This window comes from Catenulispora pinistramenti, from assembly GCF_018274385.1.
Taxonomy (GTDB): domain Bacteria; phylum Actinomycetota; class Actinomycetes; order Streptomycetales; family Catenulisporaceae; genus Catenulispora; species Catenulispora pinistramenti.
Map to the genome: position 1 here is coordinate 1 of NZ_JAAFYZ010000013.1, position 14,900 is coordinate 14,900.

Consider the following 14,900-nt stretch of genomic DNA (forward strand, 5'->3'; position numbering starts at 1 on the left):
CCCCAGCACCCCAGCACCCCAGCAAACTCCACCCACCAACGAATCCCGCCCGGCGACCGGCACGTCGCGGATTCCCGGGGCGCGAACTCCCAGGCAAACGTTGCTTCGGGCGCACACTCCGGGTGCACGAGGTCGACTCCAAGGCGCGCTGGTACGACGAGCCGACGAAGTTCACGATGAAGAAGATCACGCAGATCAACTTCGGCGACCGGTATTCCACGACGCTCCGCGAGTTCGCCGGGAGCCCTCGTTGACCGGGCCCAGGGCTGTGAAGGCCGGCGCGGCCAAGGACGTCGTCGCCGCCCGTCCCCGGACAGCGACGACGCCCCGCGCTACCTAGCGCTACCTCCTACCACACCGCGCTTCATCCCCCTCAGCTCGTCGGCCACGCCGAGGGCGCGGGCGGCACCACCACCGGCGGGCGGTCGTCGCAGGTGATCGTGTTCGGCAGCTCCCACGGTGCCAGCCACGCCCCCGTGGTGCCGCCTCCGGTGTTGCCGCCGAGGTCGGTCAGCGCGAATTCCGAGCCGGCCGAAGTGAAGTGGAACGAGCCGCAGTTGTTGACGCCGACGGCGCCGACGTTGCGGGCCACCACGTTCTGGAACGTCGCGCCACCGGCCGAGCGGGCCGACACCACCGAGGTGCCGGTGCCGTCGACCTTGATGTTCGCGAAGTGCACGTTCGTGATCGAGTACAGGTCCTTCACCGAGAAGTCCGAGACCAGCATGATCGCGTTGTAGGTGTTGTCCAGGAAGTCGTCGCCGGTGACCTGGACGTCCGCGTCGATGCTGTGCTCGAGTGCGTAGATCCAGATGGCGCCGAGGCCGATCTTCCAGTTCAGCTCGAACGTGCCGGCGCGCACCGTGGTGTTGTCCGCGACGCGGATCGTGCCGGCGAACGGCACCGCGCCGAAGCGGCTGCCGATCTGCAGCGCCGAGCCCTCCCGGATCGGGTCGGCGACCAGGTTGTCGGACACCGTCAGGTCACTGCCGCCGTACAGGGCGATGCCGTTGGCCAACACCGGTGTCTGCACCGTGTTGTGGTCGAACACGTCACCGGAGTCCGTGGTCTTCTCCGACCACATCGCCAGGCCGTCGTCGCCGGTGTTGCGGATGAAGTTGTTCCGCACCACCGAGTTCGTCACGCCGGTGTGGAAGTTGATCCCGTCGGCGATCTGGTCGGCGATCTGGTTGTCCTGGATCGTCAGGTTGTTCATCGGGCCGTCCAGCCACATCCCGACCTTGGTGTGCTGGATGTACAAGCCCTCGATGCTGGAGTCGCTCAGCGCGCCGCCGATGCCGTTCACCTGGTCGGTGTCGATGCGTTCGCGCACGTCGCCCTCGATGGCGAAGTCGGACAGGTGCACGTTGTGCGATCCGCCGACCGAGGCGTCCTTGCCGTAGAAGCCGACGCCGGTGTGCACCGAGCCGTCCGGGGCCGGCGCCGAAAGCGTCACCTGGTGGCCCTTGACGATGGTGTACCAGCTGCCGGCGCCCTCGATGGTGACGTCGTCGACGATGATGTGCCGGTTCACCTGGTAGGTGCCCGGCGGCAGGTACACCGGCAGGTGCACCAGGCGCGCGAAGGCGATCGCCCGGTCGATGGCGTCGGCCGAGTCGCGCTGTCCGGTCGGGTCGGCGCCGAACAGCAGCACGTTCGCCGCCGCCAGGTCGACCTTCGGCGGCGCGACCAGCTGCGAGTCCATCAGGTCGATGGTGGTGGTCGCCGCGGCCGTGCCGACCGGGGCGGCCAGCCGGATGACGTCGCCGGCCCGATAGGTGCGGCCCAGCAGCAGCCGCTCCTCGTCGTAGAAGTGATTGGGACGGAACGGCGTCGGAAACACCGGCGCCGGCGTGGTCTGGTCCGGCACGCAGCTGCACTCGGTGGTCCACCAGTCCGGGTCCAGCGGCCCGGCCGAGGGGTCGTTGCTGAACGGGTACTCGTTGTACAGCCACGCATACTGCGACGTCAGCGTCATCGTCCGGTGGTCGCGGCCGTTCACCGACACGTCCAACGGCGCCGTGATCCCGCCTCCGGTGGGGGCGTCCGGGATGCTGTAGCGAACCGTGATCGCGTTCGTCGCCGCCGGCAGCGTGAACTGCACGTACTGCCCGGGCTTCAGCGTCACCGCCGAGCGGCCGGACGCCTCGGCGGCGAGCGTGTACGCATCAGTGCCGGGCCCGATGACCGTGCCATCGGTGACGGCGTTCTCCGCCTCCTGCTCGACGAACCCCGGATCGGCGCCGCGTCCGGCGACCAGTGACGGATCCAGCGCCGCCCGAGTGACCTTTGTCGGCGGCGCCGTGGACGCGCCGGCGGGACCGGCGGCGATGAGGGTGCTCAGGCCCAGGACCGCGGCGAAGGCCGCGGCCAGGGGTTTGGTGGGTGTGGGCATGACTGGACCGTAGGCGGCCCGCGTGCCGGAGGCAAGAGTTCTGTGCCTTGATTTCAGCAGATCATCAGTGATCTTCTATTTCTACTCAGTTTCTTGCGTCAATGGAGTCGAATCTTGCGCAAGAGCAGAAGGGGGACCCATGCCGCGCGCCCGGCGATGTGCCCAGCGAATCCCAGTGCCCTCATCACGAGGACCCGACTCGTTCCACGCGCGTCGCGAGCCGGACCGCTGCGTCGTGGTCATGGGTGGGGATGATCGTGGCGGAGCGGCGTGCCAGGTGTAGGCGGTGCAGGGATTTGAAGGTGAGGTCGCGGTCGTCGTCGGCGAAGTTGCCCGGGTAGCTGGACTTCTGCCGGATCTCATCGACCTGCAGCGAATGCCAGGCGACGTCGCCCGCCAAAAGGATCCAGCCGCGCGGGGTGTGTGCCAGGACGCCGACGCTGCCCGGTGTGTGTCCCGCGAGGTCGACCAGGACGATGCTGCCGTCGCCGAACAGATCACGGCTGCGGGTGAAGGTGAGCACCGGCGGGCCGTCGAGATCGTATTCGACCAAGGGACGGTCCTTCAGCGAATCGCGCACGCCGCCGACGGGAGCGACCACGCCTCGGGCGATCCAGCGGTGCTCGGCGCTGTGCAGGTGCACCGGGAGGTCTGGCAGGTCGAGCAGCCCGCACACGTGATCCCAGTGCGCGTGCGTAGGCAGCGCGAAATCCAGTGCGGGCAGTCCGGGCGCGTCCCGCAGCGCGGTGATCGTCGCGATGGTGTCGGACGGCGGCCGCACGGCCATCCGCAGCAGCCTCGGCAACTGGGCGATGGCACGGCGGTCGGCATCGAGGCAGACGCCGGGATCGACGATGAAGGTCGCCTCGGGATGCTGGACCACGAACGACGTCAGCGAATTGGAGATGCGGCGCGGAGAGAAACGCCCCTCCACGATGGCCGCCGTCGGTACCGATCGCGGCACCTGCGCCAAGGAGGTCACCGTCACCGTACGCCGGGCGGTAGGCAGTCCCGCATCGGTGATGGACCGCAGGAACCGCTTGTCAGGACGGCGTGGCCGCAGCGCGCCGCGTACCGCGCCGAACGCCGTCGCACAGCATTCGAGCAGGCCGGGAGTGCGTACTGGATCAGGCATGATGGCACGGTAATGCTTAAGGTCGACGTGAAGTAAAGGGCCGCACCGTGACCACAGCCCATACGATGAAGATCGGCGAAGCCGCGGCTGCCCTCGGTATCGAGGCGCACGTGCTGCGGCATTGGGAATCCGTCGGCCTGCTCAAGCCGCAGCGCAACCGCTCAGGCCATCGCACATATGACGAGCACGTCCTCGACTACGCCCGCCTGATCCAGACCCTGCAGCGCACCGGACTGTCCCTGGACCAGATCCGGCAACTCGGTCGCAGCGCCGACAAAGCTCGCCTGCACCTCATCGCCCTTCGCCGCGCCGAGGTGAATGAGCGAATCGCCCTGCTGCAGGCCACAGATCGGTTCCTCGGACATCTCACGGCATGCAGCCACCCGATTATCGCCGAATGCCCGGAATGCTCCGACTTCGCCAAACAGGGCCGTGAGCCCCGGCCGGGCGGATTCCCAGATCGGCGGTGGCGCGACGCCGCTTGAGTGCGTTGATGATCTCGGCCTCGTCCCGCTCGTGGTGGGAAAGCAGCCGTGTATCTCGTCAGTCATGCTGCTGCCACCCTGTTCTTTCCTACGGCGCGGACATCCCGCGGTTGGCCGAGTCGCGGTGGCCACGAGGCCACGAAGTCGTTGTGAAGGCGGACTGGCCCCGTCCGGACCGATGGCAAGTCAGGCAGCAAGAACTCAAGGTCGTGACTTACCCACCAGGATGCACGAGGCTCCGGTGGTCATGAGCGCGAGGGCTCACGGGACGTCACCGGAACGGCCGGGGGCCGCCGAGCGCTCCGGCTGGACGACTGGTCCGGGGGTGTCAGAGTCCTGCGAGCTCGGTGGCGAGGGCGTCGAGGCCCAGTGAGCCCTGGGACAGCGCCGCCATGTGCCAGTCCTTGAGGTCGAAGGCTTCTCCGTGTGCCTTTTTGGCTGCTTCGCGGCCGGCCAGCCAGACACGTTCGCCGAGTTTGTAGCAGATCGCCTGGCCCGGCAGGCTCAGATAGCGGACCATCTCGTTGTCGAGCTGGTCGGCGGGCCAACCGCAGTAGCGGCCGTAGAACTCGCGGGCGCTGTGCATGCTCATCTGCTCCCCGGCAGCGAACGGGGAATCCGCGGGGAAGTCCCGTCCCACGTGCAGGCCGATGTCGATGATGACGCGTTGGATCCGCTGCATCTGGGCGTTGAGGAAGCCGAGCTGGGCGGCGGGATCGGTGAGGTAGCCGAGTTCGTCCATGAGGTGTTCGGCGTACAGGGCCCAGCCCTCCATGTTGCCCGCGACGAAGCCCATGGTCCCCTGGTAGACCGAGAGTTGCTCGGCCAGGTAGGTCCACAGGCCGAGTTGCATGTGGTGGCCGGGGACGCTCTCGTGGTACCAGAGCCCGATCATGCTCCACACAGGGAACCGGGTACGGCCGCGGGTCGGAAGCCAGGTGCGGCCGGGGCGGGAGAAGTCGAGCGTGGGCGGGCTGTAGTAAGGGGCGGCCATGGAACCGGCTGGGGCGATCATCGCTTGGACCCGGAGCAGGGGTTCGGGGAGGTCGAAGTACGTGCCCTGCAGTTTGGCGATGGCCTGGTCGGTCAGGTTCTGCAGATAGCCGAGGATCTCGTCCGGCACGTCGTAGGCTTCGCCGTGCTCGTCGAGCCAGGCCATGGTGTCCAGCGGTGCCGACCCGGGCCGGACGGCTCCGGCGGCAGTCTGCATCCGCTTCCAGAGGTCACGGAACTGGTCCCAGGCCCAGCTGTAGGCCTCGTCCAGGTCGAGGTCGGAGCCGCACCACTGGCGGGCGAACCGTTGGTAGCGCTCGCGCCCGACGGTGTCAGGGTGCCCGGCTGCCGCGGGGGCGTAGGTCCGGGTCAGCCAGTCGCGCATCTCGGCCATGGCGCTGGCGGCCTCTGCGGCTGAGGAGTCCAGCCGGGCCCGTTCGGGCTCCGGAGCGGCGGCGACGAAATCACCGAACCAGCCGGCGCCGCCGCCTCCGGACAGCATCGCGCCCAGACCGTCGATCACGGCCGCGACCGAAGTCGGGCCGGCCAGCAGGCCGCGACCGATCCCCTCGGCCAGCGTCGATCGGTACTGCCGCAGGGCCAGCGGCACCCGTTCCATCCGGCGGCCGACGACCTGCCACTGGTCGGCGGTGTCGGTCGACATCTGGGTGAACATGTCCCGCAGGCCCATGATCGGCGACGATATCGGCGAGGTCAGTGTGTACATGTTGAAGATGCCGACTGTGCGGAGGTCCTCGCCGGCCTCGCGCAGCGCGAGCTCGGTAGTGAGTCGTTCGCGCAGCAGGTCCGCACAGCGGCGCTCGGCACCGGCAGCGCTGACGCCGCCCCCGTCCCCGTCCACGGTCTCCAGGGCGGTCAGTGTCCGGCGGGCCAGCTCGCCGACCGCCGCCAGGCCCTCCGGTGACAGGTCCGGCAGCCCGCCCTCTTCGGAGTCGGAGCCGATGCGGACCGCCAGCGAAGGATCCAGAACCGCGAGCTGCCGCACGTAGTTATCCGCGATCCGGCGCGGCGTCTGCGGATCCGGCTCGGAACCGTCGTGCTGGGACATGATGCTCCGCCTTCCGTGCACTGGTTCAGCTGAGCTGGTTCTTGTGGATCCGGCCGTTCTTGATGATGACCGCGAGGTTCTTCTCCGGCTCGGCCAGCAAGCCGATGTCCCTCGTGGGGTCGCCGTCGACGAGCAGTACGTCGGCCCAGGCGCCGGTCTGGATCACGCCGAGCGGGGCTTCCTTGTACGGGTCGCGCGAGCCCGACATCCGGAACAGCTCCGCGTTGCCGGAGGTGCCGATCTTCAGGGCCTGGATCGGGGTGAAGCCGAACTTGGTCACGAGCCGGGTGAACAACTCGCTCTGCATGGGTGCCTTGGCCGGGTCGAACAGCATGTCGGTGCCGAAGGCGACCTTCGCGCCGTGCTTGCGGGCCCAGGCCAGCGTCTGTTCCACCCCCGCGCAGACGTCATCGTTCTTCTTTCTGGAGTTGGCGGTGGCGAAGTGGTGGTCGCTCTCCTCCAGCGGCTGGGCGCTGAACCACACGTCCTTCTCCGCCATCAGCTTGATCGTGTCCTCATCGGCGAGCATGGCGTGCTCGATGGACTTGACGCCGGCTGCGATGGCGCGGCGGATGCCGTCGACGTTGAAGACGTGCACCAGGACGTAGGTGCCGTAGTCGGCGGCGGCCTGGACCGCGGCCTGCATCTCGTCCTCGGTGTACTGCAGGGTCTCCAGCGGGTCGTAGTCGGAGCTGACCCCGCCGCCGGCCATCACCTTGATCTGGGAGGCGCCCTTCTTCAGCTGCTCCCGCACCGCGGCCAGGACCTGGGAGCGGCCGTCGGCGACCCGCATGATGCCGAGCTGCTCGGCACGGGGGCGCGGGCCGCCGAACGTGGTCGCCGAGTCATAGATGCTGGAGAAGTCACCGTGGCCGCTGGTCTGGGAGATCATCGCCTGGCTCGGGTAGATCCGCGGACCGGGGAACAGCCCGGCGTCGATGACCTGCTTGAGCGCACCGACGTCACCGCCGGTGTCGCGGATCGTGGTGAACCCGCGCATCAGCATCTGCTCGGCCTGGGCCACCGCGTGGTAATAGGGCAGGCCGGTAGGTGCGGTCATCAGCTCCGCCACGGTACTGCCCACCAGGAACAGATGGCAGTGCGCGTCGCTGAGCCCCGGCATCAGGACCCGGCCACCGCCGTCGATCACCACCGTGCCCGTCACCGCTGTCCTGGGCTCTTCGGCGATCTTCCGGTCCGCCATGTACACCGAACGCGGCTTGCTGAGCTTGTCGCTCACGCCATCGAACACGCGCACGTTCTTGACCAGGACGGGAGGGCTCGTCTGCTGCCGATCGGCCATGCCTTGATGAGAAGCCGCCCTCGGGCCGATCGCCAGCACAGCCCCGCACCGGCTACGCCGTGTGGGGCTTCGACCTGCGGAACTCCAGGAGGGCTGAAACCATTCACCCCATGCGGTGGATGCCAGGGATGCCGCGGTCCCGGCGGGGCCCATCCCACCGCGCGCCGTCCGCGGGTTCAGGCGTCCCACCAACCGGTCGGCGCGGCCATGGGCGGCCTGGCCGGAGCGGTCACCGCCTCGATCGCCGCCGGCGCCGCCCAACGGCTGCCCGCGGGCCCGTCCTGGCGGGTGACCTGCATCAGCGCCTGCAAGGGCGACGCGCTCAACCTCGACGACTACTGCTACGGCCTGCAAAACGGTCAGGCCATCGGCCTCATCGACGCCGCCTTGGCCAGCGACGAGCTCGACCAGGCCACCGGTATCTACTACGACGGCGAGAACACCCTCCCCGCACCCGAAGGCCCCGGCAACCCCGTCGTCGAAGTCTGGAACAACACCGGCGACTACACCCTCATCGCCGCCGACACCGAGAACAGCCAAGACGCGCTTGCCGACGCGAACCGTTCCCGTTGAGCCGCCTAAGATGGGCAGGGTGCCCAGGATCAGCGAGCAGCGCCGCGCTTTGCGCCGGCGTCAGATCCTGACCAGCGCATGGGTCTGCTTCTCCCGCAACGGGTTCCACGCGACCTCCATGGACGACATCATCGCCGCGGCCGGCGGGTCCGCCAGCGGGGTGTACCGGTACTTCGCAGGCAAGAACGAGCTGATCGACGCGGCGGGGGAGGAGTCGATGGCTGTGTTCCGCGCGCTGTTCGACCGGCTGCGGGCCACAGAGCCGGTGCCCGACCTGGCCACGACACTCGCCGCCCTGTCCGAACCTGTCGGTGCCGGTGAGGAATACGACCTGTCCAGAGTGGCGATCCAGGCCTGGTCGGAGGCATTGCGGCAGCCGCGGCTGCGGGAGCGCACCGCCGAGTTCCACCAAGAGATGCGAGCGCAGCTCACCGAACTCGCCCGCCGCTGGCAGCAGACCGGTGAGCTCGGGCCGCGGGCTTCCCCGGACGCGGTCGGGCTCCTGCTCGCGACTCTCCTGCCGGGCATGCTGGTCGCTCGGCATACCGGGGACCGGGTGACCGGGGAGCAGGTACTGGCGGGCCTGCGCGGGCTGGCGGGCATCGAACTCGCTTAAAGGCTAACGGCTCGTCCCGTTTAGGATCGCGGCATGCCCCGCCTCAGTACCGAGCTCCAGGCCCAGCGTCGCCAGCACGTCCTGACCAGTGCCTGGGGCCGTTTCTCGGAGGATGGCTTCCACGCGACGTCGATGGACGACATCGTCGCGGCCACCGGTATGTCAGCCCGGGCCGTCTACCGGTACTTCCCCAGCAAGGACGAGCTCATCGATGCCGCGGCCGACGAAGCGCTCACCGTGCTGCGGGGCATCTTCACCCGGCTTCTCGAAAGTGAACCGACGCCGACACCCGCCGAGACCATCACCGCGCTGGTAGACGAACTGTCGGACCGGGCGGCCAACGCCACGTACGACCTTTCGAAGATCGCGATGCACGCCTGGTCGGAGGCGCTTCGCCGGCCCGAGGTGGCCGGTCGCACCCGCGCGTTCTACCGGGACGTTCACGGCCATCTGGCTGAACTCGCCGTCCAGTGGCGAACCGCCGGATACCTGACCGCCGACGCGGACCCCGAGGACGTGGCGACCGCGCTGGTGGCGCTGATGCCGGGGCTGATCGTCAACCAGCATCTGGTCGACCCGGTCGCGGCGGACCAACTCATCGCGGGGATCGCCTCGCTGGGTGTGAACGTCACCCAAGACTGACAGCACAGCTGACATCACCCGAGAGCTGCCCGGCGACCGTTGTCGCCGGGCAGCTCTCGTTCGCGCCCCGACAGGACGGTGTCGACCGGACGGGCCGCTAAACAGGAACGATCGTTTGCTCGAATACTGCGACGGTGCTAGCTTTCCCTTGAAACGAACACGACCGTTCCCTTTTGAGGACGGGCCGTGAACCGATACGTCGAGGGGGCCCGCCATGGCACCGTCATCCACCACCCCGGTCCTGCCCACCAAGACCGGCGTGCTGATCGTCGGCGCCGGCCCCGCCGGCCTGGCGCTGGCGACGAGCCTGCGCCAGCTGGGGGTCGACCACGTCCTGATCGACCGCAACGACGAAGTCCAGCCGGGCAGCAAGGCGGCCGCGATCCAGCCGAGGACGCTGGAGTATCTCGACCGGATCGGCGTCGCCGACCGGCTGATCCAGGCCGGTGCCCGCGGCCGTGGCTTTCGGCTGCACGACCGCCGACAGACTCTGCTGCGCGCGTCCTACGACAACCTGGACACGCCCTATCCCTATGTCCTGCTGGTCTCCCAGCAGAGCACTGAGACGTGCCTGCTCGCGCGCTTGGAAGAACTAGGCGGTGCGGTCCACAGAGGACATGTGTTCCTCGGGTCCACGCCCGACTTCCCCGGCGTCGCGGCCACGATCGCCGGACCGGACGGCGTCCTGCGCGCGATCACCGCCCGCTACCTGGTCGGCTGCGACGGAATCCACAGCACGGTGCGCACAGCGGCCGGGATCGGGTTCCCCGGCACCGCACCCGAGCAGCTCTTCGCCATCGCTGACGTCCGCCTGGACGCGAACGCCGACGCCGTGCCGAAGGAGGACACCACGTTCTACCTGTCCTCGGCAGGTATGTTGCTCGTCTCACCGCTGGCCGGCGGGCAGCACCGAATCGTCGGGCCGGCGCCGGGCCCGGCCGCGCCGACCGGCGAGGATGTGGAGCGGCTGCTGTCCGAGCGGGGTCCGCGCGCCGAGCGCATCAGGGTCATGGAGGTGTTGACGGCCTCGACCTACCGGGTCCAGGAACGGGTGGCCGAGCGGTTCAGTGCGGGCCCGGTCTTCCTGGTCGGCGATGCCGCCCACACCCACAGCCCGGCCGGCGGCCAGGGCATGAACACCGGTATCCAGGACGCGGGCAACCTGGCCTGGAAGCTGTACGCCGTCCTCACTGGACTCGCCCCTGCCGCGCTGCTGGACACGTATCACGGCGAGCGGCACCCGATCGCGGCCGAACTGGTCGCGTTCACCAGCCAGTTCGCCAAGCTGGCCAACCTGCGTGACCCGGCGACCGGCGAGCTGCGCAACCGTGTGCTGGCCGCCGCGGCAGCCGTCCCCGGCGTCACCGACTGGATCACGGTCAAGCTCGCCCAGCTCGACCTCGGCTACACCCAGGAGCCTGATCTCGGCACGCCGCGTGTCGGACATCGCGTCTGGCCCACGACCGTCCCGCCTGTCGGCCTGCGCTGGACCCTGGCACTACCGGGCGACGACAGCACGACCCTGCCGGACGAGCAGGGAATACTCGCCGTGCGACACGTCCCGACTCTGGCCACACCACTGCTGATACGCCCCGACGGCTACCTGGCCGCACGCGGAGTGTCCATCGCCCCGGCAGAGGTACTCGACCGCCTGTCCAGTTACCTGCCCTCAAGCCCCACCCGATGAATAGCGACATCACCGCGCTGCGCGACATCACCACGATCTGGCGCGGCGGCGTCCCCGTCGACCGGTCCGCCCGCATACCCACACAGGAGTTGGTCTGATCATGAACGGCCCCGGCATCCCCGCCCACGCGGGCATCCACCACATCAAGCTGCCGGTCGCCGACCTGGAACGCAGCGCCAAGTGGTACTCCGATGTCCTAGGAGCCCGCCGACTCACCGAGCTGGACCACCACCGGCCCGACGGCACCCTGTTCGCGGTGATCCTCGACATCCCCGGAATCGCCGGACGCGTCGAACTGCGTCTGGACCCGGCGACCGCCGGTGCGCTGCACGGCTACGACTTCCTCACCTTGACCGTCGAGGACCGACCCGCGCTGGACGCCTGGGCCGCTCACCTGGACGCCCTCGGCATCACCCACTCGCCGCCGATCGTCGCGTTGGCGGGCTGGCTGCTGGTCGTCCCCGACCCGGACGGCCTGCGCCTGCGGTTCTACACCAAGCAGCCCCACGGCCTGGACGAATCAGCCGTCGAATTCGACTCCCCCTGGCTCGGCACCGGTCCCCTCGCGCCGTCGCCGACCGAGCAGCAGGACACCGCCATCTGCGCCGTCGCCACCCTCAAGGCCCTGCCCGGCCACGCAGACGAAGTGCGAGACCTGATGCGGTCGGTGGCACAAGCCACCCGTCGGTGCCACATTCTGCGGCTGCGAACTGCTCCTCCTTGGTATTCCGCGTCGATTCTCACCTTGATCGACCCGCGTGCGGTGTCGTTTCCCAAAGACTTCCTGCGGTTTGCGTGGCGGTTGACCGCTTCTAGGATTGTTCAGAGCGGAGCCGCTGGTCGTAGTCCTGTTGGCGCTGGTGGATCTCGTCGGTGTGGGCGATCGTCCAGTCATACAAGCGGCCGAATGGCTCCCGCAGGGATTCGCCGAGCGGGGTGAGGGAGTACTCGACTCCGATCGGTGAGGTTGGCAGCACACGCCGCTCGATCATGCCGTTGCGCTCCAGGCGGCGCAGGGTCTGGGTCAGGACCCGCTGGGTCACGCCTTCAAGACGGCGCTTGATGTCGTTGAACCGGCGGGGCCTTTCCAGGACAGCCATGGTCATCATCGACCACTTGTCCGCGATCTGGTCGAGGATCGGGCGGCTGGGGCAGTCTGCCCGGTAGACGGTGCCATCGTCCACGCTGGTGTCAGGAGCAGCCATGTCGGTATCCTCCGCCATCCCTACGATGCTGAAAGTGCGTTCTTGACGCTGGTCGATCTTCCCCAGCAGCCTAGGTATACATCAGGAACCTAGATGCCTGCCAGGTACGGATCGGAGATCTGCATGCACCACGACTACGCGACCCTACGAGTGAGCCGCGAGGGCGGCATCGTCCGCGTCACCCTCGACAACCCGCCCGTCAACGTCCTGGACGTAGCCCTCATGACAGACCTGCGGCGCCTGCTGCTCGCGCTGCGAGACGACGATTCGGCCCGGGTGATCGTGTTCGACAGTGCCGACCCGGACTTCTTCATCGCCCACGTCGACATGTCCCTGGTCGACGCCCCCGACGCCTTCGACGGACTCGCCGCCGAGGTACCCGCCGGCATCAACGTCTTCCAAGCCCTGGGGGAGCTGTTGCGGCACCAGCCGCAGGTGACGATCGTCAAACTCGCCGGTCTGGCGCGCGGTGGCGGTGCGGAGTTCGTCGCCGCCGCGGACATGGCGTTCGCAGCGATCGGCCCCGCCGGAATCGGCCAGATCGAGGCTCTCATGGGCATCGTGCCCGGTGGTGGAGGCACCCAGTACCTCGCCGGTCGGATCGGCCGCAATCGTGCTCTGGAGGCCGTGCTCAGCGCCGACCTGTACGACGCCCAGACCGCCGAACGCTACGGCTGGGTCAACCGAGCCCTCCCCGCCGATCAGCTCGACGACGTGGTCGACCGCCTGGCCCGCAACATCGCCGCACTGCCCGCTGGCGTAGTCGCCGCGGCCAAACACGCCATCGTCCCCGACGATCTCGCCGAGGGCTACCGACGAGAACACGACGCCTGGGCAGGCCAGTTCAGCCGACCTGCGGCCGCGCGGCTGATTCGAGCCGGACTGGCCCACGGCGCCCAGACCCGAGACGGCGAGCGCGAACTGGAGGACTTGCTCCGCGGACTGCCGGGCTGATCAACGCGCCGGCCGAGCACTGCGGTTCCGCGCAGCATGTCACTTGCGAACGGTGTCGTGAGAGTCGGACGCTTTCGATGAGACGGGACATGCGAGTCTCAAACTACTGTCACAGATGCCATCCAGTTGGCATCGAGACTGAGAAAACGGCGCCAGGATTGAGAATCTACAAGTCTCTGTAGGGTCCTGCGGCTGGTGACATCACGACCTTTGCTGATCTGTGGTTTCGCCGTGTGCCTCACGACGGGTAACGCAAGATCAGTCCCGGCCCCGTGACATTTCTTTGGCAGGGGGCGTGCACAGGGGGCCGCTGCCCTTGCACGGGTGGTGCGTGCCAGATCCGGTCTGGGTCGACGTCGCAGTCTCGCTCGCCAAGGTTGTTCTCGCGACACCCCGTGTTCTCGCCTCGTCGGATCTGCCTTGCCAGCGAAGTTCCCGTATCTGCCTCGCCGGGTGTCGAAGTCGGCCGCGTCGCAGCCGACCGGGCGGTGACCTCAGGCGGGTCTGCTTGCCGGGATTCGTGGCCGTGTGCATCGTCCACGCCCGGACCACGCCTCGGACCTGGGCCTTTCCGGGGCGGTTCGGCGCCGTGCCGCCCGCGTCCCGGAGCCCGGGTGTTGCGGATCGGCGGAGCGCGTATTAGTTTACGTACCGGAACGTAAAGGAGGCGGCGATGCGCCCCATACCACGCTCGGATCACTTCAAGTCTCGGCGCAGGGACTGGGCTGTATGAGCATGAGCGAGTACTCCCTGTGGAGCCGGGAGGTCGAAGCGGTCGTGCCGGCCATGGCCGAGCTCGGCGTCGGCCTGGTGCCATACGCGCCGCTAGGGCGCGGTTTCCTGACCGGAAAGGTGGATCCGGGCTCGCTGGGAGAGAACGACTCCCGACGCGCGCATCCCCGGTTCCAGGGCGATCACGCCCCCGCCAACCGGCGGCTGGCCGAGACGGTGGGTGCGCTGGCGGCGCAGCTGGGTGTCACCGGCGCACAGCTCGCGCTGGCCTGGGTGTACGCCCGCGGCCGGCAGCTCGGGATCCCGGTGGCGCCCATCCCCGGCACCAGCAGCCCGCGGCACGTGGCCGAGAACGTGGCCGCGCTCTCGGTCTCGCTGGACGACGCGGTGCTGGCGCGGCTCGATCCGCTCGCCCGGGAAGTGTCCGGCCGGCGGCACGGCCCGCTGCAGCCCGTCCGACCCCCGGTCCAGTCGTGACCGGCCCGCAGACCCGCGGCCGGGGACGGCCCCGCGAGCCCGAGCACGAGGAGCTCGTGCTCACCGCCGCCACGCAGCTGCTCCTGGAGGGCGGCGTCGCCGCATGCACGGTCGAGGCGGTGAGCCGCCGCAGCGGTGTCAGCAAGCCCACGATCTACCGGCGCTGGCCGCACCGCACCGCGCTGGCGATCGAGGCCTTCGCCGCGCACATCGGCCGCCTGGTGCCGCTGGTCGAGACCGGGGACAGCGCGCACGACCTGGTCCAGGCCGTCGCCCATTTGGCCGAGTACTACCAAGGCCGCGACGGCACCGTCTTCGCCCAGCTGGTCGCCGCCGCCGTGCTGGAACCCGGCACCGCCGACCTGCTCAACTCCCGGTTCTTCGCCCCGCGCCGCGCGGCACTGCGCGAGTTGTGGGAGCGCGGGGTCGCACGCGGCGAGCTCGACCCGCACGTCGAACCCGATGCGGCCATCGATCTGCTGTTCGGCCCGGCAGCGTTCCGCCTGCTGCTCGGCCACCAGCCCGTCGACGTCGACTCCTGCGTGCACCTGGCCCGCACCGCCCTCCAAGGCTTGATCCTCACCCGACCGACCACCCCGTCCCAGGCACCGAAGACACCCGGAGGTTAAGAACC

14 protein-coding genes and 1 pseudogene are annotated in these 14,900 nt (G+C 68.8%); 10 read left to right on the plus strand and 5 right to left on the minus strand.

What is annotated here, in order from left to right; translation table 11 throughout:
• Positions 1 to 122: 122 nt before the first annotated feature.
• Positions 123 to 254: a hypothetical protein gene (locus tag KGQ19_RS50875; RefSeq protein ID WP_268907720.1), complete on the plus strand. Its 132-nt coding sequence runs from the start codon at positions 123 to 125 to the stop codon at positions 252 to 254.
• 119 nt (positions 255 to 373) lie between these two features.
• Here the strand turns inward: KGQ19_RS50875 and KGQ19_RS05900 are convergent, their stop codons facing one another.
• Both KGQ19_RS05900 and KGQ19_RS05905 read right to left on the minus strand, forming a co-directional pair.
• Positions 374 to 2,395: a glycosyl hydrolase family 28-related protein gene (locus KGQ19_RS05900; protein ID WP_212008043.1), complete on the minus strand. Its 2,022-nt coding sequence runs from the start codon at positions 2,393 to 2,395 to the stop codon at positions 374 to 376.
• Positions 2,396 to 2,579: 184 nt separating this feature from the next.
• Positions 2,580 to 3,530 carry an MBL fold metallo-hydrolase gene (locus KGQ19_RS05905; RefSeq protein WP_212008044.1) on the minus strand — a complete coding sequence of 317 codons (951 nt, stop codon included), beginning with the start codon at positions 3,528 to 3,530 and terminating at the stop codon, positions 2,580 to 2,582.
• Positions 3,531 to 3,577: 47 nt separating this feature from the next.
• Between KGQ19_RS05905 and KGQ19_RS05910 the strand changes: the two genes are divergently transcribed.
• Positions 3,578 to 4,015 carry a MerR family transcriptional regulator gene (locus tag KGQ19_RS05910; RefSeq protein WP_212008045.1) on the plus strand — a complete coding sequence of 146 codons (438 nt, stop codon included), beginning with the start codon at positions 3,578 to 3,580 and terminating at the stop codon, positions 4,013 to 4,015.
• A gap of 328 nt (positions 4,016 to 4,343) precedes the next feature.
• Here KGQ19_RS05910 and KGQ19_RS05915 read toward each other — a convergent pair whose 3' ends face one another.
• Entirely contained in the window at positions 4,344 to 6,077 is a 1,734-nt protein-coding gene (locus tag KGQ19_RS05915) for a DUF885 domain-containing protein (protein ID WP_212008046.1), read from the minus strand.
• Positions 6,078 to 6,102: 25 nt separating this feature from the next.
• The gene (locus KGQ19_RS05920) at positions 6,103 to 7,380 is read right to left on the minus strand and encodes a metal-dependent hydrolase family protein (protein ID WP_212008047.1); all 1,278 of its coding nucleotides are present in this window, start codon (positions 7,378 to 7,380) and stop codon (positions 6,103 to 6,105) included.
• A gap of 207 nt (positions 7,381 to 7,587) precedes the next feature.
• Here KGQ19_RS05920 and KGQ19_RS05925 point away from each other — a divergent pair, with 207 nt between their 5' ends.
• From KGQ19_RS05925 to KGQ19_RS49305, 5 genes and pseudogenes are all read left to right on the plus strand, one after another.
• Positions 7,588 to 7,953 carry a hypothetical protein gene (locus KGQ19_RS05925; protein WP_212008048.1) on the plus strand — a complete coding sequence of 122 codons (366 nt, stop codon included), beginning with the start codon at positions 7,588 to 7,590 and terminating at the stop codon, positions 7,951 to 7,953.
• 19 nt (positions 7,954 to 7,972) lie between these two features.
• On the plus strand, positions 7,973 to 8,569 hold the full coding sequence (locus tag KGQ19_RS05930; RefSeq protein ID WP_212008049.1) for a TetR/AcrR family transcriptional regulator: 597 nt from the start codon (positions 7,973 to 7,975) through the stop codon (positions 8,567 to 8,569).
• Positions 8,570 to 8,602: 33 nt separating this feature from the next.
• A complete protein-coding gene (locus KGQ19_RS05935; protein ID WP_212008050.1) occupies positions 8,603 to 9,211 on the plus strand; it encodes a TetR/AcrR family transcriptional regulator in 609 nt (202 codons plus the stop codon).
• A gap of 214 nt (positions 9,212 to 9,425) precedes the next feature.
• Complete coding sequence (locus tag KGQ19_RS05940; protein WP_212008051.1) at positions 9,426 to 10,898, plus strand: FAD-dependent monooxygenase; 1,473 nt, start codon at positions 9,426 to 9,428, stop codon at positions 10,896 to 10,898.
• Between the two features lie 100 nt (positions 10,899 to 10,998).
• A pseudogene (locus KGQ19_RS49305) lies at positions 10,999 to 11,376 on the plus strand (VOC family protein); the annotation flags it as partial.
• Between the two features lie 334 nt (positions 11,377 to 11,710).
• Here the strand turns inward: KGQ19_RS49305 and KGQ19_RS49310 are convergent.
• A complete protein-coding gene (locus KGQ19_RS49310; RefSeq protein ID WP_230421814.1) occupies positions 11,711 to 12,103 on the minus strand; it encodes a winged helix-turn-helix transcriptional regulator in 393 nt (130 codons plus the stop codon).
• Positions 12,104 to 12,226: 123 nt separating this feature from the next.
• On the opposite strand from KGQ19_RS49310, the gene KGQ19_RS05950 reads away from it, so the two are divergent.
• The 3 genes from KGQ19_RS05950 (at position 12,227) to KGQ19_RS51735 (ending at position 14,895) form a co-directional block, all read left to right on the plus strand.
• Complete coding sequence (locus KGQ19_RS05950) at positions 12,227 to 13,057, plus strand: enoyl-CoA hydratase/isomerase family protein (RefSeq protein WP_368862059.1); 831 nt, start codon at positions 12,227 to 12,229, stop codon at positions 13,055 to 13,057.
• A gap of 729 nt (positions 13,058 to 13,786) precedes the next feature.
• A complete protein-coding gene (locus KGQ19_RS05955) occupies positions 13,787 to 14,266 on the plus strand; it encodes an aldo/keto reductase (RefSeq protein WP_212008054.1) in 480 nt (159 codons plus the stop codon).
• Positions 14,263 to 14,895 carry a TetR/AcrR family transcriptional regulator gene (locus tag KGQ19_RS51735; RefSeq protein ID WP_212008055.1) on the plus strand — a complete coding sequence of 211 codons (633 nt, stop codon included), beginning with the start codon at positions 14,263 to 14,265 and terminating at the stop codon, positions 14,893 to 14,895. The genes KGQ19_RS05955 and KGQ19_RS51735 overlap by 4 nt, the downstream gene beginning before the upstream one ends.
• Positions 14,896 to 14,900: the final 5 nt, after the last annotated feature.

What these genes read in the sequence shown, in the direction of transcription:
- KGQ19_RS05900 (WP_212008043.1), bottom strand. Translation starts at nt 2,395, where the DNA reads ATGCCCACACCCACCAAACCCCTGGCCGCGGCCTTCGCCGCGGTCCTG.
- KGQ19_RS05905 (WP_212008044.1), bottom strand. Translation starts at nt 3,530, where the DNA reads ATGCCTGATCCAGTACGCACTCCCGGCCTGCTCGAATGCTGTGCGACG.
- KGQ19_RS05915 (WP_212008046.1), bottom strand. Translation starts at nt 6,077, where the DNA reads ATGTCCCAGCACGACGGTTCCGAGCCGGATCCGCAGACGCCGCGCCGG.
- KGQ19_RS05920 (WP_212008047.1), bottom strand. Translation starts at nt 7,380, where the DNA reads ATGGCCGATCGGCAGCAGACGAGCCCTCCCGTCCTGGTCAAGAACGTG.
- KGQ19_RS05925 (WP_212008048.1), top strand. Translation starts at nt 7,588, where the DNA reads ATGGGCGGCCTGGCCGGAGCGGTCACCGCCTCGATCGCCGCCGGCGCC.
- KGQ19_RS05935 (WP_212008050.1), top strand. Translation starts at nt 8,603, where the DNA reads ATGCCCCGCCTCAGTACCGAGCTCCAGGCCCAGCGTCGCCAGCACGTC.
- KGQ19_RS05940 (WP_212008051.1), top strand. Translation starts at nt 9,426, where the DNA reads ATGGCACCGTCATCCACCACCCCGGTCCTGCCCACCAAGACCGGCGTG.
- KGQ19_RS49310 (WP_230421814.1), bottom strand. Translation starts at nt 12,103, where the DNA reads ATGGCTGCTCCTGACACCAGCGTGGACGATGGCACCGTCTACCGGGCA.
- KGQ19_RS05950 (WP_368862059.1), top strand. Translation starts at nt 12,227, where the DNA reads ATGCACCACGACTACGCGACCCTACGAGTGAGCCGCGAGGGCGGCATC.
- KGQ19_RS05955 (WP_212008054.1), top strand. Translation starts at nt 13,787, where the DNA reads ATGAGCATGAGCGAGTACTCCCTGTGGAGCCGGGAGGTCGAAGCGGTC.